We start from the raw sequence: 25,114 nt of genomic DNA on the forward strand, positions 1-25,114 counted from the left end.
CATTCTCCTCCGCCATGCGTCAAACAATGACCGAAACAGCCCGCAGAGAGCGGCGCAATTCCACGCATCGCGCCCGGATGCGTATTACAGCTCGCGGAGGAAGAAATCGGTGGTAGCGGACAGCGCCAGCGGCGTGATGCGGTGCTTCACGCCCGGCTCGACGAGCGACGTCAAGCGGCCATCTGCGCCTTGCTGCCGCAGTTCAGCCGCCAAACGCAGGCTGTCCGCCGCCGGCACCACGTCGTCCGTCTCGCCGTGCCACAGCAGCAGCGGCCGCCCGGCGATCGTCTCCAAACGCCCTTCCAGCTCATACTCCGCCAACACGGCGGTGCGCGCCGCAAACGCCGCCGGCGAGAGTGCCTCGCCCTCTTCGCCCAACGGCGGATACAGCGTTTGCGCCAGCGCACGGTAATAGCCTGAGCCCATCAGGCTGGCGGCCGCCCGGATCCACGGAAAGCGCGCGAAGGCGCCCAGCGCGGTCATGCCGCCCATTGAGGCGCCGGCGACGCCAATGCGGCCGTCGACGATCAGGCCAAGCCGCTCGAAATGCGCCTTGATCTGCGGCAGTTCGTCGATATTGCTGCGCAGGATCTCCCAGAATGACGCCAGGCGCTGCGCCTCATCGCCGTCGAATCGCTCGCCGTGCCGATCGGCATCCGGCAACACCGCCCGAAAACCGGCACGCGCCAGCGCATAGGCGAAGTAGGCGTACACCTCTTTCGACGAGGTATAACCATGGCAGAAGAACACCGTCGGCAGCGGCCGATGATACTGCCCCGCCGGCACCGCATGGATCACCGCGATATCGCCCACTCGCTCGTCATGAATTTCGATCATCCGTTCATCCTCACTCCACCTGTTGGCCTTAATCATGACAAACTTGCGCGAAGCAGCGTTAGCTCAATCTGTTACAGCTTATATTGCGTTACACTGAAGCCATCGCACCGGCTCTTTCGAGGTCACCATGACGCTAGTCCGCACACTCATCGCCCTGACGCTGGCCGCACAGCTTTCCGCCTGCGGCATCATGACCACCACGCCGAAACCGCCACCGCCCCCCACCGCACAGGCGCAGGAGATCGTCCGCGCGCAGACCGCCGCACTGGCGAAAATGGGCACCATCACCGCCGTGGTGCGCGGCAGTCCGATGGACGTGGAAGCGGAGATCCAACGCAAGGCCACCGCCGCCGGCGCCCGTTATTACGTGATCATCATGAACAGCGAAACCGTCGTGCCGGGCCAATGGTATTCCCAGGCGATCCTGTATCGTTAAGGCGGGGTTTTTTTAAGCAGATTTACACTGGCTTTGCACTGGCTGAAGAAGGGTGTTGCACACTGAGGGACAGCATGCCGCATGTTGCGGGTGTCGATTCAGGATCTGACGAAGGGGAACGCCATGAAACGCTCCACCGCACTCACCTCCCTCTTGCTTTCCATGGGATTGCTCAGCACCGGCGCACAGTCCGCCGAGCTGGCGCCCGCCGATCGTGTGACGCCGCTCAGTGAAATCGCCGAGATCACTTTCAACGATCTGCCCGGTTCGCCGCAGGAAGCGGAACTGGCTATTGCCCGCACCGCCGACCAACACGGCGCCAGCTATTACCGCATCCTGCGGATGGAAGAACAGGCGCACCCGCTTGGCTGGCGCGCCTCCGCCATCTTATACCTTAATAGCTCATGCAAGCCGCATTCAACACGCCGCCGCTAACGGAGACGCCCCCCAGGAAAATCCCGGCGGCCAGGTGATTCGCTTCGATCTTTTCGCTGATACGCGGCATGTAGATCTTCACGGCCGCGAACAGCAAGAGTTGCACCACCAGCGCCACCACGCCCCACAGCAGGTAATCCAGCAGGCTGATCGAGTTGATCGCCGCGCTGGCCAACGGGATCACATACCCCAGGCAGGCGCCGATGAAAGCAAAGGCGGCGGATTGATTATCGGCCTTGATCAGCGCCCATTCATCGTGCGGGGTGATACGGGTATAGACGAACAGAAACACCAAAATCATGGCGAAGCCGCTGAAGAAGTAAGAGGCAAACGCCGCCAACGCGCTGAGAATATCCATGTGCATTTTCCTGTCAGAGTGAGGCTGAATTAAAAAGGTTTTCGCCGCCGGGCGCCACCCTTTTCCCTAACCGCCGATGGCGCGACTCAGCAGCAGTTCGCACACCTCGGCCGACAGCAGGCTCTCGCCACGGTGATCCAGCGTCAGATGACACCAGGCGTCGGCGATCTGCGGGCTGGCGTGCTGCAGCAGCTGCGCGGCGCAGCACAGGTCGAACAGCTGCTGGGTCAGCAGCCGCCCCATCTCTTCACGCGGTTGCCGGGCACGCTGCTGCCACTGCCGCCAGGCGCGATCGAACAACCGATTCTGGCCGCGCACCGGCTGCAGCTCGAACTGCAACATCTCGAGCGCGCCCGGCAGTTTGTGCAGGCTGCGCAACACGTCCAGACACATGATGTTGCCAGAGCCCTCCCAGATGCTGTTCACCGGCATTTCACGGTACAGGCGCGGTAGCTCGCTCTCTTCGCAGTAGCCGATACCGCCCAGCACCTCCATCGCCTCGGCGATGAACGGCATGCCCTGGCGACAGATGCTGTATTTGGCCGCCGGGGTCAGCAGACGGCTGTAGATCAGCTCACCTTCATTGCTGCGGCTTTCCCAGGCGCGGGCCAGCCGGAACAGCAACGCGGTATGCCCTTCCAGCCGCAGCGCCATGCGCGCCAGAACCTGGCGCATCAGCGGCTGTTCGATCAAGAGCTTGCCGAACGCCTGCCGCTGCAGCGCATGATACAGCGCCACCGACAGCCCGCGGCGCATCAGGCCGTGGCTGCCGAGCGAGCAGTCGAAACGGGTCAGGCCGCCCATCTTCAGGATATGCCGCACGCCGTCACCCTCATCCCCCAACAGCCAGGCGGTGGCGTCCTGAAACTCCACTTCGCTGCTGGCGTTGGAGCGGTTGCCCAGCTTGTCTTTCAACCGCTCCAGGCGAATGGCGTTGCGGCTAGCGTCCGGCAAAATGCGCGGCAGGAAGAAACAGGACAACCCGCCTTCGGCCTGCGCCAGCACCAGGTGCGCATCGCTCTGCGGCACCGAGAAGAACCACTTGTGCCCCACCAGCCGGTAGGCTTCCCCTGGCCCGCGCGCGCCGAGCGGCGCGGCGGTGGTGGTATTGCTCAAAACGTCGGAGCCGCCCTGCTTCTCCGTCATGCCCATGCCGATCAGCAGGCCACGCTTTTGCCCGCCCGGCAACAGGTGAGCGTCATAACGATCCGACAGCAGCGGCGTCAGCCAGGAGCGAAACTCGGCCGGCAACGCCTGCAGCAACAGCGGCGTGGCGCCGAAGGTCATGGTCACCGGGCACAGCGTGCCTGCCTCGACCTGCGCATGCAGCATAAAGCGCGCGGCGCGTGCCACGAAGGAACCGATGCGCGCATCCTCCTGCCAGGGCAGGTTGTGCACCCGGTTGGCGATCAGCCCCTGCATCAGGATATGCCAGGCGGGGTGAAAGCGAACGTCGTCCAGCCGCTGACCGGTGGCGTCGTAGCGCAACAATTCCGGCGGGTTGGCGTTAGCCAGCCGACCCAATTCCAGCGACTCCTGAGTGCCGAGCTGCTGGCCCAGCGAGGCCAACACCTCGGCGTCCCAGCCGCCCTGCTCGCGCTGCAACGCTTCGCGCAGCGGCGTATCGGAGAGAAACAGGTTGCTGTTGCCCAGCGGCTTGGGTTGGTTAAAAACGGTGTGCGTAGTCCAGACCATGAGAGTGCTCCCTGAAAAAAGCGTCAGGGGTAAGTATGGTCGGCGCAGAGATTTCTGCCGAAGGCGGGATCACAAGAGGGGGAATTAACGGGGGCACAGGGCCCCCGTCAGGAGAATCAGCCGCGCTGACGCACCGCTTCGAACAGGCAGATGCCGGTGGCAACCGACACGTTCAGCGAAGAGACGGTGCCGGCCATCGGGATGCTGATCAGCTCGTCGCAGTGTTCACGGGTCAGGCGACGCATGCCTTCGCCTTCCGCGCCCATCACCAGCGCCATCGGGCCGGTCATTTTGCTCTGATACAGCGTATGGTCGGCTTCGCCGGCGGTGCCCACCACCCAGACATTCATCTCTTGCAGCAGACGCAGCGTGCGCGCCAGGTTGGTCACGCGGATCAACGGCACGTTTTCGGCGGCGCCGCAGGCCACTTTCTTGGCGGTGGCGTTCAGTTGGGCTGAACGGTCGCGTGGCACGATCACCGCGTGCACGCCGGCAGCGTCGGCGCTGCGCAGGCAGGCACCGAGGTTATGCGGGTCGGTCACGCCGTCCAGCACCAGCAGGAACGGGGTCGCCACGCTTTCCAGCAGGCTCGGCAGATCGTTCTCCTGATACTGACGCCCTTCGCGCACCCGGGCGATGATCCCCTGGTGCACCGCGCCTTCAACCTTGTCATCCAGCCATTGGCGGTTCGCCACCTGAATAACGATGCCGGTCGCTTCCAGCTCGGCGATCAGCGGTTGCAGGCGGCGATCTTCGCGGCCTTTCAGGATAAACACTTCCAGGAAGCGTTGCGGGTCGCGCTCTAACAGGGCTTTGACGGCGTGGATGCCGTAAATAATTTCGCTCATGATGCTCTTTTAAATTCGTGCGGCCGGCGATAACCGGCCGATGGTAACGATGTGCGGCAGGTTAAGCCTGCTCGGCACCTTTCTTCTTGGCTGCGCGTTTGGCTTTGGTCGCCGCCGCGATTTTCCGCGTTTTGTCGGACGCTTTCTTGGCTTTCTTCTTCGCCTTCTTCACGTTGTCCGCGGGCTTGGCGTCATCCTGCTTGCGGAAGGCGCTGTCCGGTTCGAAGTTAGCCGGCGGTTTGCCGCCGCGGCGCTTGCCGCGCCCCGCGTTGCCGCTGTCGCGCAGCGTGCGCTGGCCGCCCTTCTTGGCGCGATCGCGCTCGGTTTTGCCTTCACCGCGCGCTTTGCGGGTGCTGGATACCAGCGCGAAGTCGATCTTGCGCTCGTCCATATGCACCGCATCCACGCGGATCTCCACCGTATCCCCCAGGCGATAGACCGTGCCGGAAGATTCGCCGATCAGGCGCTGGCCGATATTATCGTAGCGATAGTAATCATTATCCAGCGTTGATACGTGCACCAGCCCGTCGATAAACAGATCGTTCAGGCGCACGAAGAAGCCGAAGCCGGTCACGCTGGAGATGATGCCGCTGAACACTTCACCGACGTGATCCTGCATGAAGTCGCACTTCAGCCAGTCGGCGACGTTGCGCGTCGCTTCATCCGCACGGCGCTCGGTCATCGAACAGTGCTCGCCCAGCTGCAGCATCTCTTCGAATTCGCTGTGCCAGCCGCCGGTCGGCGTCCAGCGCTCTTTCGGCTCGCCGTGTTCTTTGGCCAGCTGGTATTTGATCGCACGGTGCAGCGCCAGATCCGGATAACGGCGGATCGGCGAGGTGAAGTGGCCATAAGACGCCAGCGCCAGGCCAAAGTGGCCGCGGTTTTCCGGATCGTAAATCGCCTGCTTCATCGAACGCAGCAGCATGGTTTGCAGCATTTCGTGGTCAGGGCGCTCGGACACTTCATCCATCAGCACCGCATAGTCCTTCGGCTGCGGCTTGTTGCCGCCGCCCAGCGTCAGCCCCAGCTCGCTCAGCACGCTGCGCAGCGCGGAGATGTGGTCGTCGCTCGGACGATCGTGCACGCGGTACAGCGCTGGCTCGTTGCGTTTCTCGACGAAGCGCGCGGCCGCCACGTTGGCCATGATCATGCACTCTTCAATCAGCTTGTGGGCGTCGTTGCGCACCGTCGGCTCCACGCGCTCGATGCGGCGTTCGGCGTTGAAGATGAACTTGGCTTCTTCGGTTTCAAACGCGATGCCGCCGCGCTCGGCGCGCGCCTTATCCAGCACCTTGTACATGGCGTGCAGCTCTTCCAGGTGCTTGACCAGCGGATGGTAGTGCTCGCGCAGCTCCTGATCGCCCTGCAGAATGTGCCACACCTTGTTGTAGGTCAGGCGGGCGTGCGAGCTCATCACCGCCTCGTAGAACTTGGCCGTGGACAGGCGCCCCTGGGCGGAGATGGTCATCTCGCACACCATGCACAGGCGATCGACCTGTGGGTTCAGAGAGCACAGTCCGTTGGACAGCACTTCCGGCAGCATCGGGATCACCTGCGACGGGAAGTAGACCGAGTTGCCGCGGCTGCGCGCTTCGTCATCCAGCGCGGTGCGTGGACGCACATAGTAGCTGACGTCGGCGATCGCGACCCACAGGCGCCAGCCACCGCCGCGTTTTTTCTCGCAGTACACGGCGTCGTCGAAGTCGCGCGCATCTTCACCGTCGATGGTGACCAACGGCAGTTTGCGCAGATCGACGCGGCCCTTCTTGGCCGCTTCCGGCACCTGCTCGCTGAGATCGGCCACCTGCTTTTCCACCTGCGGCGGCCAGGTATGCGGGATCTCATGGGTGCGCAGCGCGATGTCCACCGCCATGCTGGTGCCCATTTTATCGCCGAGGATCTCGACGATCTTGCCGACCGCCTTAGTACGGCGGGTCGGGCGCTGAGTCAGCTCCACCACCACCATAAAGCCCATGCGCGCGCCGCTGACGCTGTCGGCTGGGATCAGAATATCGAAGCTCAGACGGCTGTCGTCCGGCACCACGAAGCCGGTACCGGCGTCCATGAAGAAGCGGCCGACAATCTGGCTGGTTTTCGGCACCAGCACGCGCACGATGCGCGCTTCGCGGCGCCCTTTACGGTCCGCACCCAGCGCCTGCGCCAGCACCACATCACCGTGGATCGCCATTTTCATCTGTTCGGCAGACAGGTACAGATCGTCTTTGCTGCCTTCAACGCGCAGGAAGCCGTAGCCGTCGCGGTGGCCGATCACCGTGCCGCGCAGCAGATCCAAACGCTCCGGCAGCGCATAGCACTGGCGGCGGGTAAACACTAACTGGCCATCGCGCTCCATGGCGCGCAGGCGGCGACGCAGCGCTTCCAGCTGCTCTTCACCGCTGAGACCCAATTCATTGCCCAGTTCTTCGCGACTGGCCGGCGTTTCTCGTTTCGCCAAATGGGCCAGGATATATTCACGGCTGGGGATAGGGGATTCGTATTTTTCTGCTTCTCGTTCCAGGAATGGATCTTGTGACATTGCGGTTCCTCCGTTGTCATCAGCAGGATGACGTTGAGCCTTGTCTTCTCAACGTCGTTTTATTCGACAAGCAATAGCTTGTAGAGCGGCGGATTGTCTTCGACCATGTCGGCCAACGTATGCTTATCCAGCTCTTCAAGGAAATTCTGTACGCCCTGTTGGAGCACCTGCTTCAATCGGCAGGCAGGGGTGATGTGGCAAAAATCACTGCTGCAGTTAACCAGCGCAAGCGGCTCCAGCGCCCGCACGACGTCACCGAGGCGAATGCTCTCGGCCGGTTTGCCCAAACGAATGCCGCCATGCTTGCCGCGCACCGCCGTGACAAAACCTACCCGGCTCAACTGATTGATGATCTTCACCATATGGTTGCGGGACACGCCATAAACCTCGGTCACTTCCGAGATGTTGGTCATCTTGTCCTGCGGCAACGAGGCCATGTAGATCAACGCCCGCAGGCCATAATCAGTAAAACTTGTTAACTGCACATCTTACCTCTGGGTATCACTTTACCCGTCTGATACGCCGCTTTTCGGCGCTATTCAAAAGATTACTCATTGGATAATAAACCAGCCGGAGAGTTCGTCGCTAATTATTTAGCGGATCCCGCGCCCTAAGGCGAGTTTATGAAAGGATTTTTTGACGTGAAACCGCAATCGGAGGGAGTCAGGATAAAAACAAACCGGGACGCGCCCGGTTTGTTTAATGCCGCAAAGCCTGATTATGCGTCGAACGGGTCGCGCAGGATCATGGTTTCGCTGCGGTCCGGGCCAGTAGAGATGATGTCTACCGGTACGCCGGTCACTTCTTCGATGCGCTTGATGTAGTTCAGCGCAGCCTGAGGCAGCTTGCTGTGCTCTTTCACGCCAAAGGTCGTTTCGCTCCAGCCCGGCATGATTTCGTAGATAGGCTCGATGCCTTCCCAACCTTCAGCCGCCAGCGGAGTGGTGTCCACTTCGCGGCCGTCCGGCATGCGGTAGCCCACGCAGATCTTCACTTCTTTCAGGCCGTCCAGGACGTCCAGTTTGGTCAGGCAGAAGCCGGACAGGGAGTTGATCTGCACCGCGCGACGCACCGCTACCGCGTCCAACCAGCCGGTACGACGACGACGGCCGGTGGTGGCGCCGAACTCGTTACCCTGCTTGCACAGGTACTCACCGGTTTCATCGAACAGTTCGGTTGGGAACGGGCCTGCACCCACGCGAGTGGAGTAGGCTTTCACGATGCCCAGCACGTAGTCCACATAACGCGGGCCAATGCCGGAACCGGTAGCCACGCCGCCGGCGGTGGTGTTGGAAGAGGTCACGTACGGATAAGTACCGTGGTCGATATCCAGCAGGGTGCCCTGAGCGCCTTCGAACATGATCAGGTCGCCACGCTTGCGTGCGCCGTCCAGCAGTTCGGAAACGTCAACCACCATGGCGGTCAGGATGTCGGCGATAGACAGTACGTAGTCCAGCGTCGCCTGATAATCGACGGCTTCAACTTTGTAGTAGTTGACCAGCTGGAAGTTGTGGTAATCGACGATCTCTTTCAGCTTAACGGCGAAGGTTTCTTTATTGAACAGGTCGCTGACGCGCAGGCCGCGACGAGCCACTTTATCTTCGTAAGCCGGGCCAATGCCGCGACCGGTGGTGCCGATCGCTTTCGCGCCGCGCGCTTTCTCACGCGCGTTGTCCAACGCAACGTGGTAAGGCAGGATCAGCGGGCAAGCTTCAGAGAGTAACAGACGTTCGCGTACCGGGATGCCACGCGCTTCGAGTTCACCCATTTCTTTCATCAACGCGTCCGGCGCCAGAACAACACCGTTGCCGATGATGCTGGTGACGTTTTCACGCAGAATACCTGAAGGAATTAAATGAAGGACGGTTTTTTCACCGTTGATTACCAGAGTGTGGCCAGCGTTATGGCCACCTTGGTAGCGCACAACATATTGAGCCCGTTCAGTCAGCAGGTCTACAACCTTGCCTTTACCTTCGTCACCCCATTGGGTGCCCAGTACGACGACGTTCTTACCCATTTTTCAAAATCACCGATTGCTTAAAAATGGATTCTACCACCGTAATTTTCGATTTTCAGCACTTTTAGCATACGATTGCATAAATTTTGGGCTAGACTTTAAAGACCCGTGCGGCCGCTCAACATGTAGTAGATCACGCAGCCCGCAACCACTATTCCACCACCAAATCGCCGCAGCGTCGCGTCCGGCAGCTGCGACATCGCCACAATCATTTTGCGCCAGGCCTGCGGAAACAGCATCGGCCCTAACCCTTCCAGCACCAGGACCAGCCCGAGCGCCAGCCAAATCGTTGAGTTCATGCATCCCCCAAAAACGAGAAAGGGCCCGCGTAAACGGGCCCTCGGTCAGATTGCCTGCCGCGCTTATTTGCGCAGGGTATCAGGCGACTTCATGTAGCGGAAGAAATCGCTGTCCGGGCTCAGTACCAGTACGTCCTGGTTGTCCTTGAAGCTGGCTTCATAGGCACGCAGGCTGCGGATAAAGGCATAGAAGTCCGGATCCTGGCTGAACGCGTTGGCGAACAGTTTAGCCGCTTCGGCATCGCCTTCACCGCGGGTGATACGCGCCTGACGCTCGGCTTCCGCCAAGGTACGGGTCACTTCGTAGTCCGCGCTTGCGCGCAGTTTCTCAGCTTCTTCCTGGCCCTGCGAGCGCAGACGACGGGCTACCGCTTCACGCTCGGCGCGCATACGCTGGTAGATGGCGTCGGACACTTCGGCCGGCAGGTTGATCTGCTTGATACGTACGTCGATCACCTCGATGCCCAACGCCGCCATGCTGTTCGGGTTAACCTGCGGCTGTTTGCCGGTGGTTTCCCGTTCAACGCGCGCCGCCGCAGAGGCGATAGCGTCATCGGCTTCGGTGGTCGCCACTTCTTCGCCGTCACCCACGGTGCCGGTGTTCAGCGCGTCACGCACGTCAGACATCAGCTTGCCGCGCGAGTCGGTCACGATGTCTTTCACGTCCAGGCGGCCGATTTCGGAACGCAGACGGTCGCTGAACTTGCGTTTCAGCAGCACTTCGGCCTGGGAGACGTCGCCGCCGCCGGTCGCCAGATAGTAGCGGCTGAAGTCGCTGATGCGCCACTTCAGATAGGAATCGACGATCAGGTCTTTCTTCTCGCTGGTCACGAAGCGATCGGCCTGGTTGTCCATGGTCTGAATACGCGCATCCAGGTTCTTCACGGTCTCAATGAACGGGATCTTGAGGTGCAGACCCGGCGCATACACCAGCGGCTTGTTTTCGCCGTCGCGCAGAACCTTGCCGAAGCGCAGCACGATGCCGCGCTGGCCTTCCTGCACCACGAACAGCGAAGCGTACAGCACCACCAGCACCGCGAGGACAATAACTACAAAAGACTTACGCATTGATTACTCTCTCCCTACGCGAGTGGTGTCGTCACGCTGCGCATTCGCCCGGCGCTGATCCATAATCGAACCGCCGCTGGTACGCGGAGCGCTGCTGTTGGCAGCCGGCGCAGGATTCGGATTGAGGCGAATCAGGCTGGTATCCTTGTTGCCGCTCTCCGTTGCCGCGCCTTGACCGCGCAGCATCTGATCCAGCGGCAGCACCATCAGGTTGTTGCCTTTGTCGCTCACCAACACCTTACGGGTATGGCCCAGCACTTTTTCCATGGTTTCGATATACAGACGCTCGCGAGTAATCTGCGGTGCGGACTTGTATTCCGGCAACAGCTTGGCAAAGCGCGCCACCTCACCCTGAGCTTCCAGGACGGTACGGTCTTTATAAGCCTTGGAGTCTTCCAGCAGACGCTGCGCCTGGCCGTTCGCACGCGGCTGAACTTCGTTGGCGTAAGCTTCCGCTTCACGGATGTATTGCTGCTCGTTCTCACGCGCAGCGATCGCATCGTCGAACGACGCCTTCACCTCTTCCGGTGGACGCGCCGCCTGGAAGTTGACGTCCAGCAACGTGATACCCATGTTGTAAGGACGAATAGTCTCTTCCAACATGCGCTGCGTATCGTTACGCACCACGGTACGGCCTTCGGTCAGGATGCGGTCCATCGAGTATTTGCCGATCACGCCGCGCAGGGCGCTGTCGGTCGCCTGGCTCAGGCTGTCGTCGGCATTGACGACGCTGAACAGGTACGCTTCCGGGTTGGTCACGCGGTACTGCACGTTCATTTCCACGCGCACCACGTTTTCATCGGAGGTCAGCATCACGCCGGACGCCGCCAGCTCGCGCACGGACTCCACGTTCACCGGACGCACGTCATCGATGAAGGTCGGCTTCCAGTTCAGGCCCGGCTGCACCAGGTGGCTGAACTTACCGAAACGCGTCACAACGCCGCGTTCGGCTTCCTTGATGGTGTAGAAGCCGCTGGCGGCCCAGATCACCACCACGGCAACCGCCGCGATACCGATAATGCGGCCGCTGAAGCCCGGACCAGAGGTGCCGGTGCCGCCGCTATTGCTGTTGGAGCCTTTGCCCCCGCCGAAACCGCTCAATTTCTTGCTTAGTTTGCGGAAGATATCGTCCAAATCAGGTGGCCCTTGATCACGACCGCCTTTGTTGTTACCGCCAGAGTTGCCGCCATTATTATTGCTGCTCCCCCACGGGTCGCGGTCCTGTCCGTTATTACCGGGCTGATTCCACGCCATGTTTTAGCTCCATATTCTGTGATTGGGTACTTCAGGCTTTCGCGAAGCATAAATGTAACAGGATATGATCATACGATAAAGCCAATCAGGTCCTGTTCTTGCTTGCAGAGACGACGCCATTCGACGATCGGCATTCGCACCACCACGCCAATGCTGCCGTCCTCTTCGTTCCACTCTTTTTCAATCGCCTGAAGCTGGTAAAAACGGCTGCGAAGACGGCCTGCCCGTGGCGGTAAGCGCAATTCGTAATGCGCGATCTCCCCCGATAAGCGCTCCGTCAACGCCTGATACAGCAACGGAATACCCTCTCCGCTGGCGGCGGACAGCCACACCCGGATCGGCAGGTTTTCGTCGTTGCGGTCGATACGCGGCACAAAATCGTCCAGCATATCTATTTTGTTCATCACTAACAGTGTAGGAATTTCATCCGAGTCTATCTCCGCCAGCACGGTGTTCACCGCTTCGATGTTCTCATCGACGCGCGGATCTGCGGCATCGATGACGTGCAGTAGCAAAGACGCCTGGCGCGTTTCCTGCAGCGTCGCCTTGAAGGCGGCCACCAGATCGTGCGGCAGGTGCCGGATAAAGCCTACGGTATCCGCCAACACGGTATCCCCCACGTCCGGCACGTCAATGCGCCGCAACGTAGGATCCAGGGTGGCAAATAGCTGGTCCGCCGCATACACCTCGGCAGACGTTATTCGGTTAAACAGGGTGGATTTGCCGGCGTTGGTGTAGCCCACCAGCGATACGGTCGGCACATCGGCACGGGTCCGCGCGCGTCGGCCTTGTTCACGCTGCTTTTCTACCCGCTCGAGGCGGCGCAGAATCAAGCTGATGCGATCGCGCAACAGGCGACGGTCGGTCTCAAGCTGGGTTTCCCCCGGCCCGCGCAGGCCAATCCCCCCTTTTTGCCGCTCCAGGTGCGTCCAACCGCGTACCAGACGCGTGGCGATGTGACGCAACTGCGCCAGCTCCACCTGCAGCTTACCTTCATGGGTGCGGGCACGCTGGGCGAAGATGTCTAAAATCAGCCCGGTGCGATCGATCACCCGGCATTCGCACAGGCGCTCGAGGTTTCTTTCCTGCGCCGGGGAAAGGGAATGATCAAACAGGACAACAGACGCGCCGCTGGCTTTCACCGCATCTGCAATTTCTTCGGCCTTTCCTTCGCCGACAAAGTACTTCGGATGCGGGGCTTTGCGGCTACCAGTCACCACTTGCAAAGCTTCGACACCGGCTGAGGAAACCAACGATTCGAACTCGTTGAGGTCTTCCGTATCTTTGTCTTGCGAGAAATAGATATGAACCAGTACGGCCTGCTCACCGGCTTCATAACGGTCAAACAAGCGTGCAACCTCTCAAACGGACACTCACCGTGAGTTTGGGGGACATAAACAGCCCGCGGCTGCTTATGCTCCCCGTCATGGTTGACTTGCAACGCGCTTTATTCAGCGTCATCGCTTTCCTGCTGCGGCTGTTGCTGCGCAGACGGATTGTTACCATGGTGATAGTTGCTTGAACCGCCGCTCGGATTGTTGCTGTGATGCGAGACCGGGCGTGACGGGACAACGGTAGAGATAGCGTGCTTGTACACCATCTGGCTAACCGTGTTCTTCAACAGGATGACAAACTGGTCAAAAGACTCAATCTGGCCTTGCAGCTTAATACCATTCACCAAATAAATAGAAACCGGAACACGTTCACGACGCAATGCGTTCAGGAACGGATCTTGCAAAGATTGCCCCTTAGCCATTCTATCTTTTCCTTATTTGCTTGTTGTTTGTAACTAAGAACCTGTCGGCTCTAAAATAAACGACGTAAAAAATTTGCGCGCTGAATACTCAGCAATTGTACACAATCACCCAACCTATGCACTAACAACCTGTGTCACCGAGTCCAAAGCCTCTCCCGGCTTTTCACTGTCCAACCAATGGACCGACTCCCAACCCCGTAACCAGGTCATCTGACGTTTAGCCAACTGACGTGTTGCGCAAATACCACGATAAACCATCTCATCGTAACTAATTTCACCAGACAAGTATGACCACATCTGGCGGTAACCGACACAGCGAATGGAGGGCAAGTCCGTATGCAAATCACCCCGTGCGAAAAGTGCACGCGCTTCCGTCTCAAAACCCGCCGCCAACATTTGATGGTACCGCAGCTCGATGCGTTGATGGATCAACTCACGGCTGGTCGGCGCTATCGCAAATTGGTGAACTTGATACGGTAACGATTCACCCGAAATTTGAGTCAGTTCCGTTAAAGTTTTACCCGAAATAAAAAAAACTTCCAGTGCTCTGGACAGTCTCTGCGGATCATTCGGATGAATTCTCACTGCCGCGACGGGATCGATCGCCTGTAACTGACGGTGCAGCGCCTCCCAGCCCTGCTCCGCCGCTTGGCGTTCGATGCGCTCGCGCACCGCGGGATCGGCGGAGGGCAGCGGCGACAATCCTTCCAGCAACGCCTTGAAATACAACATGGTGCCGCCGACCAGCAGCGGAATGCGCCCGGCTGCGGTGATATCGGCCATCTCCTTCAGCGCGTCGGCGCGGAACTCCGCGGCCGAGTAAGCTTCGGCGGGATCGCGAATATCGATCAGCCGATGCGGCGCCTGCGCCAATTCTTCGGCGCTCGGCTTGGCGGTGCCGATATCCATGCCGCGGTAAATCAGCGCGGAATCGACGCTGATCAGTTCCACCGGCAGGCGTTCGCGCAGCGCGATCGCCAGCGCGGTCTTGCCTGAGGCGGTCGGCCCCATGATGAAAATAGCCGGGGGACGTGGTGTCATTTCAGTGTTAGTCATGCTTGAGGGCCGCCAGTGCGGCCTGTAAATCAACGGGTTGTAAAAGTCCGCTCGGTGGCGATTTGACCAGCTGCGGGCAAAGTCGTTCAACGTCGGTCAGCAATTGTATCGCTTGCGAGGTGTTCCACTGTTCATGTTCGCTGCCAAGACGGCGAGCGAGCCAGGTGGCCAGCACCGCGGGCGACATCTCCTGATGTTCGGCCAGATAGCCTAACAGTTCGGGTATCAGTTTTTGTAAATTTTGTTGGCGTAATGGTAAAGGCACTGCGCGCAGCGTCACACGGCCGTGATCCGTCTGCAGATCCAGCCCCATCATCGTCAGCAGCGCCTGATGCCGTGCAATGGCCGCCGCTTCGTTCTTATCCAACGTCAGCTTGATCGGTATCAGCAGCGGTTGCGGCCGCAGCCCTTCCGTCGGCGGATTGAGCTGCGCCTGGCGCAACCAGCGTTCGGCCACCGTCAGATTGAGCAACGCCGGCTGCTGGCGCTGTTCAATCAGCGCGTAGCACGGCGGATGGATCATCAGCACCCGGCCAAAGCTGTGTTGTCCGCTCGCCAACGGCGTTTCCACGGCGGCTTTCGCCGGCGGGAACAGCGGCGGCTTGCTCGAAACTTCCGGCGTCGCATCGGCCGGTGGCTCGGTGGCGGGCTGCATCAGTTTGCCGTACAGCTCGCCTTCGCGTTTCTGGTAACCGCCCGCCGTTTGCCAACCGGGCTGCGGCGCGCGCTCGCGGACGGCGCCGGCCGATGACGGCGTTTCGCGACGCGGCGCCGGCTGAGAAAAATGGTTGCCGCCGGCGGCGACGCGGTTTTCCTGCTGCCAGACCGGCGCGGGCGCTTCGTCGGGCGTTTCCGCCAGCGGCAGCGACGGTGTCTGACCGGCCTGTTGCAGCACGGTGGTCACCGCCTGGTAGATAAAATCGTGTACCAGCCGCGCCTGATGGAAACGCACCTCGTGCTTGGCGGGATGAACGTTGACGTCCACCTGGTGCGGGTCGACTTCCAGATACAGCACGTAAGCGGGCTGCTGATCGTCTTTTAACTGATCCTGATAGGCCTGACGAATAGCGTGATTGATCAAGCGATCGCGCATCATGCGGCAATTGACGTAGCAGTATTGCATCTCACCCAGCTGGCGCGCCCCCGCCGGATCCGCCACCCAGCCGCGGATACTCAGATCGCCGTGTTGCCAGTCGATGTTCAGCGCATGCTGTAAAAACGCCGGGCCGCAGATGCTGCCCAAACGGCGTTCGTGCTGGCTCTCTTCTTTCGCCGCCCGGTATTGGCGGATCAGTTTGCCGTTGTGGCTGAGGTTGATCGCCACATCGAAACGCGCCAGCGCGATGCGCCGCACCACTTCGTCGATATGGCCGAATTCGGTTTTCTCGGTACGCATGAACTTGCGGCGCGCCGGCGTGTTGTAAAACAGATCCAGCACCTCCAGCGTGCTGCCGACCGGGTGCGCGGCGGGTTTGACCGTCACCGCCTGCTCGCGCCCTTCGGCATAGGCTTGCCACGCCTCGCTTTGTTCGGCGGTGCGCGACGTCAGGGTCAAACGGGAAACCGAGCTGATACTGGCCAGCGCTTCGCCGCGAAAACCGAGGCTGACGATCGCTTCCAGGTCATCGAGCGTGCTGATTTTACTGGTAGCGTGCCGCGCCAGCGCCAGCGCCAAATCGTCCTTGCCGATGCCGCAGCCGTTATCGCGAATGCGGATCAGCTTGGCACCGCCGCGTTCGATATCGATATCGATGCGCGTCGCACCGGCGTCCAGACTGTTTTCCACCAGCTCTTTGACGACCGACGCGGGGCGTTCAACCACCTCTCCGGCGGCGATCTGGTTGGCGAGCTGTGGCGGTAACACCTGGATAGGCATGCTGACTCCTGTAGCGGTGGCGCTAGGCCTGCGGAATGGTCAGCGTCCGGTCCAGCGGCGCGACGTCCGACTTCAGATTATTGACCCGTTTCAGATCGCCGACGCTGACCCCATAACGAGAAGCGATAGAGGACAGCGTGTCCCCGCGGGCCACTTTATGTTTAGACGGCTTCTTCGCCGGCGTTTTCGCCTTGGCGACGGCGGTGACGGCGGCGGTTTTCCCCGCCGGCACCTTCAGACGTTGCCCGACCCACACGCCGTCTTTTTTCAGTTTGTTCAGATCCCGCAGCGCCGCCATGGTCGTGCCGTAGCTGTCGGCGATGCCGGACAGCGTCTCCGCCCGTTTCACCACGTGGATCTGAGTCTTGCCGCTTACGCTGCGGCTCGCGCCGGCCGAGCTCACGATAGGCTCCGGCTGGCGCACGTCTGGTGTTGAGGTGTTAACCGCCGCTGCGACGTCCAGCGGTCGGTTTTCCACCTTTGGGTCGGCTTGCAGCGGATGCGCCAGGAAGTAGCTGCGCAGGCCGTTATGAATGGCCTTGGCAATCTTCTCCTGATACGCGCTACTGCCCAGCAGCCGCTCCTCCGTGCTATTACTGATAAATCCGGTTTCCACCAGCAGCGAGGGGATATCCGGCGAACGCAATACACCCAGGCTGGCGTGTTCCGGCCGGCGTTTATGCAACGATCCGACGCTCTGCAGCTGCTGCAGCACCTTCACCGCCACATCGTACCCGACGCGTTGCGAGTGGCCGAACTGCAGGTCCAGCACCGCCTGGCTCAGATAAGGATCGGCCTGGCTGTTGGCCAGCAAATCGCCGGCGCCGCCGAGCAGCTCAGACTGCTTCTCATGCTGTTCGAGCCAGCCGGCCATTTCGCTGTTGGCGCGGCGATTGGACAGCACCCAGACGGAAGCCCCGCTGGCACTGCGGTTCGGCGCGGCGTCGGCGTGGATGGAGACCAGCACGTTGGCACCCTGTTTACGCGCAACGTCGGAACGCCCCATGACCGAGATGAAATAGTCGCCGTTACGCGTCAGCACCGGTTTGAACTGCGGATCGGCGTCCAGCATCGCCTGCAGGCGGCGCGCGATGGCGATGGTGACATTCTTTTCTTTCAGCCCGCTCGGGCCAATGGCGCCCGGATCCTGGCCGCCGTGGCCGGCGTCGATCGCTACCACCACCCGATCGCCGGAACCGGCGGAAACGCGGCTACTGCGCGGCGTCACCTCGGTGGCGGTGCCTGCAACCACGGTCTGTTTATTGGTAAACGGATTCGATCCCGTCGGCGCTTTGCGCAGCGGCGGCTCCGGCGCTTCACGCACCGCCACCGGCGCCTGGCGCGGTGGCTGGCTGACCGTGACGGGCGCCTGACGCGGCGGTGGATTGACCGCAACCGGCGCTTTACGCACTACGGTATTGGCACTGCCTTCGGCCGTGATAGTGAACACTACGGTGTGCACGCCGCCGTTCTGGCGGGTGGCGACGCGGGTTTTGGCGCGCTGCGTCAGATCAAACACCAAACGCACGCTCTGAGCGTCTTTCGGCGCGCTGGAGCGAATGCTCTTCACCAGGTTTTGGCCGCTGAAATTGAGCGGCAGGCCGCCGACCTTGCCTTTCTGGTTGACGTCAAGCACCACGCGCTCCGGGCCGTGCAGCGGGAAAAACGCGTAGTCCGGCGGACCATTGAAGCTCACCGACACCGTCGCTTCGCGTTGGGCGTTGGACACTTTGATATCGGACAGCGAGGACGCCGCCAGCGCGTTCAACGCGCCGAGCGGCCCCAGCACGGCGATCAGCATGATGACCGCAAATTTTTTCAACACATGCGTCATTGCAGCATCATCCCTGTGATCCATGAATGCGGTCTAACAGCTGGCTGCCGTATGCGGAAATCGCCTCGATCTTCGCCTCTCGCCCCTCGCCCTGATAGCTGAGGTGCAGCGCCAGATCCGGCTCCGGCAGCACGCCAGTGCCCTGCTGCGGCCATTCGACCAGGCAGATGGCGTCTTGCGCGAAGTAATCGCGAATGCCCATAAATTCAAGCTCTTCCGGATCGGCCAGGCGATACAGATCGAAGTGATACACCGCCAGCGGCTGCAAGGCATAGGGTTCCACCAGCGTGTAGGTTGGGCTTTTGACGTTGCCCTGATGCCCCAACGCCTGCAGGAAACCACGGCTGAAGGTGGTTTTACCGGCGCCCAGGTCGCCGTAGAGATAGATGACGCTGGCGCGATCGCAGGCCTTGGCCAAAGTGGTGCCCAAAGCGACAGTCGCTGCCTCGTCCGGCAGAGGTAAAACGAGTTCTTTCATTCGATAAAGTCTATTTTGCCCACTCAGGGTTAACGAAATGAAGGATGTCCGGCAGTAAATCGGTCGCCAACATGCCTCTTGTTCCTTGTCTTTCCGCTACGCGATCGCCGGCCGCGCCGTGTACGACGCAGCCCGCACAGGCGGCATCATACAGCGAGAGCTTTTGCGCCAGCAAACCGCCGATGATGCCCGACAGCACATCGCCCATGCCGCCGGAGGCCATGCCGGCGTTGCCGACGTCGGCGATCGCCATCTGCCCCTGCTCATCGGCGATCAGCGTACCGGCGCCTTTTAGCACCGCCACGCCGCCGTAGCGTGCCGTCAGCTTACGCACGGCAAGTAAGCGATCACTCTCGATGTCGACAGTGCTGCAGCTCAACAGCCGCGCAGCCTCTCCAGGATGCGGAGTCATCACGCGATTCTGCCGTTTCTCGGGATTTAATGCCAGCAAGTTCAGCGCATCGGCGTCCCACAAGGCCGGTTTATCGCTGGTTTGCAGCACGTTCAAGGCATTTTTGCCCCACTCAGCCTGGCCAAGCCCCGGACCGATCACCAGCACATCCGCCCATTGCATCGCCTGCCGAAGCGTCGCCTCGTCCAGCGCCTGCGCCATCAGCTCCGGCCGGGCCGCCAGCAGCGGCGCGACGTGCTCAATGTGAGTAAGCACTCGCACCAACCCAGCCCCGCTGCGCAGCGCCGCTTCCGCCGCCATGCGAATGGCGCCACCGAACCCGCGATCGCCGCCCACCAACAGCAGACGGCCATGCTCGCCTTTATGGGCACAGGGACGACGCGGATGCAGCCAGCGCGGTAACACCTCGGCGGTAAGCCGCTGAATCTGCTCCGGTTGCTTCGCCAGCCAATCCGATAAGCCTAGCGTATTCTGATGAAGTTGCCCGACCCAGTCGCGCGCCTGCCCGGTCAGCAAACCCGGCTTGAGGCCAATGAACGTGATGGTGTGCGCGGCACGCACGACCGGACCCGGCGTCGCGCCACTTTCCGCCAGCAGGCCGGACGGAATATCGAGCGCCACCACCGGCGCCGAATGGCGGTTGGCGGCCTCGATCAGCGCGTCGTAGGGCGCACGCGGCGCGCTGCCCAGGCCTGTGCCTAGCAGGCCATCAATGATGAGCGAAACAGACGCCGGCCAGCGGCTGTTCGCCGGCAGAATGTCGCCGCCGGCGGCCAGCCAGGCCTCGCGGGCCGCTGCGGCCTCCGGCGGCAAAGGCCGCGCGCCTTCGCAGGCGATCACCGTCACCTGCACGCCCGCCGCCTTCGCTAGGCGCGCCACCACATAGCCGTCGCCGCCGTTGTTGCCGTGGCCACAGAGCACCAGCCAGTGGTTGCAGGAGGGATAAGTGTCGCGCGCCAGAACGTAGGCCGCCTGACCGGCGCGCAGCATTAAATCGTAAAGAGAAAGACCGAGCGAGGCCGCCGCCGCAGGTTCCGAACGACGGATCCAATCCGCAGGCCAGACAGAGTGTGGTAAACTGTCAGCGTATGCTTTTTCACTGTGGCCCGTCATGACGCACCCCCTCGATCTCCATCAACTCGCCCAACATATCAAGCAATGGGGGCAATCGCTAGGATTCCAGCAGGTTGGCATCTGCGATACCGATCTCAGCCTGGAAGAGCCGAAGCTGCAGGCCTGGCTCGACAAACAGTACCACGGCGAGATGGAATGGATGGCGCGCCACGGCATGCTGCGCGCACGCCCTCACGAGCTGTTGCCGGGCACGCTGCGGGTGATCAGCGTGCGCATGAACTACCTGCCGGCCAAGGCGGCGTTCGCCAGCACCCTGCAGAACCCGCAATTGGGCTACGTCAGCCGCTATGCGCTGGGGCGCGATTATCACAAGCTGTTGCGCCAGCGTCTGAAAAAGCTGGGCGATCAGATCCAGGAATACTGCGGCGAGTTGAATTTTCGCCCCTTTGTCGATTCTGCGCCGGTGATGGAGCGCGCGCTGGCCGCCAAAGCGGGCATTGGCTGGGTTGGTAAACACTCACTAATTCTCAACCGTGAAGCCGGGTCGTGGTTTTTCCTCGGCGAACTGCTGATCGACCTGCCGCTGCCGGTGGATCAGCCGCAGGAAGAGCAGTGCGGCCGCTGCGTCGCCTGCATCACCACTTGCCCGACCGGGGCCATCGTCGCGCCCTACACCGTCGATGCCCGGCGCTGCATTTCCTATCTGACCATCGAACTGGAAGGCACGATCCCGGAGGAATTCCGGCCGCTGCTCGGCAACCGTATCTACGGCTGCGACGACTGCCAGCTGATCTGCCCGTGGAACCGATTTTCGCAACTCACCGACGAAGACGATTTCAGCCCGCGTGCCGCGCTGCATGCGCCGCAGCTGCTCGATCTGTTCAACTGGACGGAAGAAAAATTCCTGCGCATCACCGAAGGCTCGGCGATACGCCGCATCGGCCACCTGCGCTGGCTGCGCAATATCGCCGTGGCGCTGGGCAATGCGCCCTACGAGGACAGCATCGTGCTCGCACTGCGCACGCGTTTGGGCCAAGACGCCATGCTGGACGAACATATCCACTGGGCGCTGGCGCAACAGCTCGCTCGCCGCGAAGCGCAGGGTATCGAGGTGCAGACGGCGCAGAAAAAGCGGCTGATACGGGCTGTGGAAAAAGGTTTGCCAAGGGATGCCTGACGGCGTACGCCATTCAGGCGAATCGCCGGAAGACTCACTCTGTGGATTTGTGCATAAAAATAAAAACACGTTGTCTTTCAACTGCAACAAAAAGAGCAAGTGATCGGCATAACGTTTTGGGATAAATAAATAAGTATATAAATCAAATAGATAAATATTTAATTTGTATGACGTTGATTTTTCAGGCAGGCGAGTTTATGTACAGAGGCTGTGGATAACTCTGTTTACAACATTTTTACCAGGCGTGTAAAACGGGACAAAAACCCGCGCCGGATAAGGCGTTGGATTTGAGTTTGAAACGAAGAGAAAATTGGAGCGGGAAACGAGACTCGAACTCGCGACCCCGACCTTGGCAAGGTCGTGCTCTACCAACTGAGCTATTCCCGCATTGAGATGCTTTTGGCATCCGGCCACCAAATGCTGGCGTGACCTTTGAATTTTTGGAGCGGGAAACGAGGCTCGAACTCGCGACCTCAACCTTGGCAAGGTTGCGCTCTACCAACTGAGCTATTCCCGCGTCGCATAGGTACTGCTTGATACTGCTTTATTTATTCATCATGCCGCATCGCGACATTGTTGAATTTGGAGCGGGAAACGAGACTCGAACTCGCGACCCCGACCTTGGCAAGGTCGTGCTCTACCAACTGAGCTATTCCCGCCCGGCGTATCGATGGTGGAACGTTACGAAATTCTTCATCGGTACGGGGTGCGCATTATACGAGAAATCCTTTTTGTCGCAAGCCCCTGAAAGCAAAAAAACGCGATTTTTGTTTGATTGCCGATTAAAGCGCCAGATTGGCGAATTAAGCGGCTAAAAACGGCGTTTTTTCCCCGCAGGGGCCGTCATCGCCTTAAAGCTGAATGAAATGTTCGCGGTAATAAGCCAGTTCGGCCACCGATTCGCGGATGTCATCCAGCGCCTGATGGGTGCCCTGCTTCTTAAAGCCGCCGAGAATTTCAGGCTTCCAACGGCGCGCCAGCTCCTTCAGCGTGCTGACGTCCAGATAGCGGTAATGGAAGTAGGCCTCCAGCTCCGGCATATAACGGAACAAGAAACGGCGATCCTGGCCCACGCTGTTGCCGCAGATCGGCGATTTGCCGGCCGGTACCCACTGCTGCAGGAAGGCTATCGTTTCCAGCTCAGCGGCGCGATCGTCCTGGCGGCTGGCTTTCACCCGCTCCACCAGCCCGCTGCCGGTATGGGTGCGCACGTTCCACTCGTCCATCAAGGCCAGCTGCTCGTCGGATTGGTGCACGGCGATCACCGGCCCTTCCGCCAGGATGTTCAGGTTGGCGTCGGTGACCAGCGTGGCGATCTCGATAATGCGGTCACGCTCGGGATCCAGCCCGGTCATCTCCAAATCGATCCAAATCAGGTTATTTTCGTTTCCTGTCATGATGTTTCCTGCCTAAAAGCCGAGAGAAAAACGCTGTGCGGACGAGACGACGGGCGCCGCCGGTGGCAACGCGCCGCAGCCGGCGGCTAACAACGGTTATTTAATATAAAATAGCGTGTATCATAGTCTTTTTGGTCGCCATCGGCGACATATACCCTGACGGGTTCAAGGCTGCGCCCGGGGCTAGTCCCTCGCCGCAGCTGTGCGTATACGTAAAGGTATAAAACCGATTCAAGTGAGGCGCAGTGAGTAAGAACAAACTGTCCAAAGGTCAGCAACGCCGCGTGCAGGCGAACCATCAGCGCCGTCTGAAACGCGCTGATAACAAACCGGAACCGGATGATTCCCAACTGGGCGAGCCGCAGGAAGGCGTCGTCATCAGCCGTTTCGGCATGCACGCCGACGTTGAGGCGCCGGATGGCACTCAGCACCGCTGCAATATCCGCCGCACGCTGCGTTCGCTGGTCACCGGCGATCGCGTGGTGTGGCGCCCCGGCCTGGGCACCCATGAAGGGGTAAAAGGCATTGTGGAAGCGGTGCACGAGCGCACCTCGGTGCTGACGCGCCCGGACTTCTACGACGGCGTGAAACCGATCGCCGCCAATATCAATCAGATCGTCATCGTGTCAGCGATCCTGCCCGAGCTGTCGCTGAACATCATCGACCGCTATCTGGTGGCCTGCGAAACGCTCGAAGTCGAGCCGCTGATCGTGCTCAACAAAATTGACCTGCTGGACGCCGAAGCGCGCAAGCTGGTCGACGGCATGATGGATATCTATCGCAAGATTGGCTACCGGGTGCTGGAAGTCTCCAGCCAGACGCGGGAAGGCATGGCGGAATTCGAACAGGCGCTCGCCGGGCGCATCAGCATCTTCGCCGGCCAGTCGGGAGTCGGCAAGTCCAGCCTGCTGAACGCGCTGCTGCCGCCGTCTGAAGAGCAAATTCTGGTAAATCAGGTTTCCGACGTCTCGGGCCTCGGGCAACATACCACCACCGCCGCGCGGCTGTACCATTTCCAGCACGGTGGCGACGTGATCGACTCCCCGGGGGTGCGCGAGTTTGGCCTGTGGCACCTGGAGCCGGAACAAATCACCCGCGGCTTTGTCGAATTCCGTGATTATTTAGGCGGTTGCAAATTCCGCGACTGCCGCCACGATACCGATCCCGGCTGCGCCATCCGCGCGGCGATGGAGAAAGGCGATATCGCGGAAGAGCGTTTCGACAACTATCACCGCATTCTGGAAAGCATGGCTCAGGTGAAGGTTCGCAAGAACTTCACGGACGCCGCAGACTGACACTGACGGGCGAGCATTGACGACGGCGAGGCCCTCGTTACAATGCGCGCCCTTTACCCTGATTCACGAGGTTAACGTGCTGGATAGCATCAAGATTAAACTGCAATATTGGCTACCGAAGCTGGCGCTGACCCGCCTGGCGGGCTGGGGCGCCGACAAACAGGCAGGCTGGCTGACCCAACTGGTGGTCAAAACCTTCGCCCGCTACTACCGCGTGGACATGCAGGAAGCGCAAAACCCGGACCTGACGTCTTACGCCACCTTCAACGACTTCTTCGTGCGCCCGCTGCGCGATGGTGCGCGCCCGATCATCGCCGACGCCAACTGGCTGGCGCTGCCTGCCGATGGCGCCATCAGCCAGCTCGGCCCGATCCGCGAGGATCAAATCTTCCAGGCCAAAGGCCACCACTACAGCCTGGAAGCACTGCTGGCCGGCAACTACCTGTTGGCCGAGCCGTTCCGCAACGGCCTGTTCGCCACTACCTACCTGGCACCGCGCGACTATCACCGCGTACACATGCCGTGCGCCGGCGTACTGCGCGAAATGATCTATGTGCCGGGCGATCTGTTCTCGGTCAACCCGCTCACCGCCGCCAACGTGCCTAACCTGTTCGCTCGCAACGAGCGCGTGATCTGCGTATTCGACACTGACATCGGGCCGATGGTGCAAATCCTGGTCGGCGCCACCATCGTCGGCAGCATCGAAACCATCTGGGCCGGCACCGTCACGCCGCCGCGCGAAGGCATCATCAAACGCTGGACCTACCCGGCCGCCGGCGAAGAAGGCGCCATCGCGCTGGAAAAAGGCGCCGAGATGGGCCGTTTCAAACTCGGCTCCACGGTGATCAACCTGTTTACCGCAGGCAGCGTGCAGTTTGCGCCGCAGCTGCATAACGGCACCGTCACCCGCATGGGTGAGGCCTTCGCCGAAATCCCGGCCGCCGCTGAAACACCACAGACCCCGCTCTAAAGGAAT

Annotated in this window: 23 protein-coding genes and 3 tRNA genes; 5 read left to right on the forward strand and 21 right to left on the reverse strand. The window is 60.6% G+C overall.

The window, feature by feature from the left end:
* Nucleotides 1-84: 84 nt before the first annotated feature.
* On the reverse strand, nucleotides 85-837 hold the full coding sequence (gene yjfP / locus BVU99_RS11160) for an esterase (RefSeq protein ID WP_025305029.1): 753 nt from the start codon (nucleotides 835-837) through the stop codon (nucleotides 85-87).
* Between the two features lie 127 nt (nucleotides 838-964).
* Between yjfP and bsmA the strand changes: the two genes are divergently transcribed.
* Both bsmA and BVU99_RS11170 read left to right on the forward strand, forming a co-directional pair.
* Nucleotides 965-1,273: a biofilm peroxide resistance protein BsmA gene (gene bsmA / locus BVU99_RS11165; RefSeq protein ID WP_025305028.1), complete on the forward strand. Its 309-nt coding sequence runs from the start codon at nucleotides 965-967 to the stop codon at nucleotides 1,271-1,273.
* Between the two features lie 123 nt (nucleotides 1,274-1,396).
* On the forward strand, nucleotides 1,397-1,708 hold the full coding sequence (locus tag BVU99_RS11170) for a DUF1471 domain-containing protein (protein WP_099817078.1): 312 nt from the start codon (nucleotides 1,397-1,399) through the stop codon (nucleotides 1,706-1,708).
* Here the strand turns inward: BVU99_RS11170 and BVU99_RS11175 are convergent.
* The 16 genes from BVU99_RS11175 to nnr all read right to left on the reverse strand — a co-directional run bounded on the left by BVU99_RS11175 (nucleotide 1,668) and on the right by nnr (nucleotide 20,308).
* A complete protein-coding gene (locus BVU99_RS11175; protein ID WP_016929354.1) occupies nucleotides 1,668-2,066 on the reverse strand; it encodes a DUF350 domain-containing protein in 399 nt (132 codons plus the stop codon). The genes BVU99_RS11170 and BVU99_RS11175 overlap by 41 nt on opposite strands.
* A gap of 66 nt (nucleotides 2,067-2,132) precedes the next feature.
* Entirely contained in the window at nucleotides 2,133-3,761 is a 1,629-nt protein-coding gene (locus tag BVU99_RS11180) for an isovaleryl-CoA dehydrogenase (RefSeq protein ID WP_099817062.1), read from the reverse strand.
* 116 nt (nucleotides 3,762-3,877) lie between these two features.
* Nucleotides 3,878-4,609, reverse strand: coding sequence for a 23S rRNA (guanosine(2251)-2'-O)-methyltransferase RlmB (gene rlmB / locus BVU99_RS11185; protein WP_099817063.1), 732 nt, complete (start codon nucleotides 4,607-4,609; stop codon nucleotides 3,878-3,880).
* 61 nt (nucleotides 4,610-4,670) lie between these two features.
* Nucleotides 4,671-7,145, reverse strand: coding sequence for a ribonuclease R (gene rnr, locus BVU99_RS11190; protein WP_049205727.1), 2,475 nt, complete (start codon nucleotides 7,143-7,145; stop codon nucleotides 4,671-4,673).
* A 59-nt stretch (nucleotides 7,146-7,204) separates the two neighbouring features.
* Entirely contained in the window at nucleotides 7,205-7,630 is a 426-nt protein-coding gene (nsrR, locus tag BVU99_RS11195) for a nitric oxide-sensing transcriptional repressor NsrR (RefSeq protein WP_025305023.1), read from the reverse strand.
* 233 nt (nucleotides 7,631-7,863) lie between these two features.
* Complete coding sequence (locus BVU99_RS11200; protein ID WP_025305022.1) at nucleotides 7,864-9,162, reverse strand: adenylosuccinate synthase; 1,299 nt, start codon at nucleotides 9,160-9,162, stop codon at nucleotides 7,864-7,866.
* Between the two features lie 98 nt (nucleotides 9,163-9,260).
* A complete protein-coding gene (locus BVU99_RS11205) occupies nucleotides 9,261-9,461 on the reverse strand; it encodes a DUF2065 domain-containing protein (RefSeq protein ID WP_004933666.1) in 201 nt (66 codons plus the stop codon).
* A gap of 63 nt (nucleotides 9,462-9,524) precedes the next feature.
* Nucleotides 9,525-10,529: a protease modulator HflC gene (hflC, locus tag BVU99_RS11210; protein WP_004933669.1), complete on the reverse strand. Its 1,005-nt coding sequence runs from the start codon at nucleotides 10,527-10,529 to the stop codon at nucleotides 9,525-9,527.
* Between the two features lie 3 nt (nucleotides 10,530-10,532).
* Complete coding sequence (gene hflK, locus BVU99_RS11215; RefSeq protein ID WP_025305021.1) at nucleotides 10,533-11,783, reverse strand: FtsH protease activity modulator HflK; 1,251 nt, start codon at nucleotides 11,781-11,783, stop codon at nucleotides 10,533-10,535.
* Nucleotides 11,784-11,851: 68 nt separating this feature from the next.
* Nucleotides 11,852-13,132: a ribosome rescue GTPase HflX gene (hflX, locus tag BVU99_RS11220; protein WP_099817064.1), complete on the reverse strand. Its 1,281-nt coding sequence runs from the start codon at nucleotides 13,130-13,132 to the stop codon at nucleotides 11,852-11,854.
* Nucleotides 13,133-13,230: 98 nt separating this feature from the next.
* Nucleotides 13,231-13,539 carry an RNA chaperone Hfq gene (hfq, locus tag BVU99_RS11225; RefSeq protein WP_004933678.1) on the reverse strand — a complete coding sequence of 103 codons (309 nt, stop codon included), beginning with the start codon at nucleotides 13,537-13,539 and terminating at the stop codon, nucleotides 13,231-13,233.
* Nucleotides 13,540-13,653: 114 nt separating this feature from the next.
* The gene (gene miaA / locus BVU99_RS11230; RefSeq protein ID WP_025305020.1) at nucleotides 13,654-14,595 is read right to left on the reverse strand and encodes a tRNA (adenosine(37)-N6)-dimethylallyltransferase MiaA; all 942 of its coding nucleotides are present in this window, start codon (nucleotides 14,593-14,595) and stop codon (nucleotides 13,654-13,656) included.
* The gene (gene mutL / locus BVU99_RS11235) at nucleotides 14,588-16,471 is read right to left on the reverse strand and encodes a DNA mismatch repair endonuclease MutL (RefSeq protein WP_099817065.1); all 1,884 of its coding nucleotides are present in this window, start codon (nucleotides 16,469-16,471) and stop codon (nucleotides 14,588-14,590) included. The genes miaA and mutL overlap by 8 nt, the downstream gene beginning before the upstream one ends.
* A gap of 22 nt (nucleotides 16,472-16,493) precedes the next feature.
* Nucleotides 16,494-18,305 (reverse strand): N-acetylmuramoyl-L-alanine amidase AmiB, encoded by a 1,812-nt coding sequence (gene amiB / locus BVU99_RS11240; protein ID WP_025305018.1) that lies wholly within the window; start codon nucleotides 18,303-18,305, stop codon nucleotides 16,494-16,496.
* Nucleotides 18,306-18,312: 7 nt separating this feature from the next.
* On the reverse strand, nucleotides 18,313-18,783 hold the full coding sequence (tsaE, locus tag BVU99_RS11245) for a tRNA (adenosine(37)-N6)-threonylcarbamoyltransferase complex ATPase subunit type 1 TsaE (RefSeq protein WP_025305017.1): 471 nt from the start codon (nucleotides 18,781-18,783) through the stop codon (nucleotides 18,313-18,315).
* Nucleotides 18,784-18,793: 10 nt separating this feature from the next.
* Nucleotides 18,794-20,308 (reverse strand): bifunctional ADP-dependent NAD(P)H-hydrate dehydratase/NAD(P)H-hydrate epimerase, encoded by a 1,515-nt coding sequence (gene nnr / locus BVU99_RS11250; RefSeq protein ID WP_099817066.1) that lies wholly within the window; start codon nucleotides 20,306-20,308, stop codon nucleotides 18,794-18,796.
* Between nnr and queG the strand changes: the two genes are divergently transcribed.
* Complete coding sequence (gene queG, locus BVU99_RS11255; protein WP_099817067.1) at nucleotides 20,307-21,446, forward strand: tRNA epoxyqueuosine(34) reductase QueG; 1,140 nt, start codon at nucleotides 20,307-20,309, stop codon at nucleotides 21,444-21,446. The genes nnr and queG overlap by 2 nt on opposite strands.
* 311 nt (nucleotides 21,447-21,757) lie before the next feature.
* On the opposite strand, the gene BVU99_RS11260 is transcribed toward queG, so the two are convergent.
* The 4 genes from BVU99_RS11260 to orn form a co-directional block, all read right to left on the reverse strand.
* Nucleotides 21,758-21,833: transfer RNA gene (locus BVU99_RS11260), tRNA-Gly, on the reverse strand.
* 54 nt (nucleotides 21,834-21,887) lie between these two features.
* Nucleotides 21,888-21,963, reverse strand: a tRNA-Gly gene (locus BVU99_RS11265).
* A gap of 66 nt (nucleotides 21,964-22,029) precedes the next feature.
* A tRNA-Gly gene (locus BVU99_RS11270) sits at nucleotides 22,030-22,105 on the reverse strand.
* A 192-nt stretch (nucleotides 22,106-22,297) separates the two neighbouring features.
* Nucleotides 22,298-22,843 (reverse strand): oligoribonuclease, encoded by a 546-nt coding sequence (orn, locus tag BVU99_RS11275; RefSeq protein ID WP_004929689.1) that lies wholly within the window; start codon nucleotides 22,841-22,843, stop codon nucleotides 22,298-22,300.
* Between the two features lie 245 nt (nucleotides 22,844-23,088).
* Here orn and rsgA point away from each other — a divergent pair, with 245 nt between their 5' ends.
* Nucleotides 23,089-24,138, forward strand: a complete 1,050-nt coding sequence (gene rsgA / locus BVU99_RS11280; RefSeq protein ID WP_004929686.1) for a small ribosomal subunit biogenesis GTPase RsgA — start codon at nucleotides 23,089-23,091, stop codon at nucleotides 24,136-24,138.
* Between the two features lie 76 nt (nucleotides 24,139-24,214).
* On the forward strand, nucleotides 24,215-25,108 hold the full coding sequence (gene asd / locus BVU99_RS11285) for an archaetidylserine decarboxylase (protein WP_025305014.1): 894 nt from the start codon (nucleotides 24,215-24,217) through the stop codon (nucleotides 25,106-25,108).
* Nucleotides 25,109-25,114: the final 6 nt, after the last annotated feature.

Origin of the sequence: Serratia sp. OLAL2, assembly GCF_002752475.1 — a bacterium.
Taxonomy (GTDB): domain Bacteria; phylum Pseudomonadota; class Gammaproteobacteria; order Enterobacterales; family Enterobacteriaceae; genus Serratia; species Serratia bockelmannii.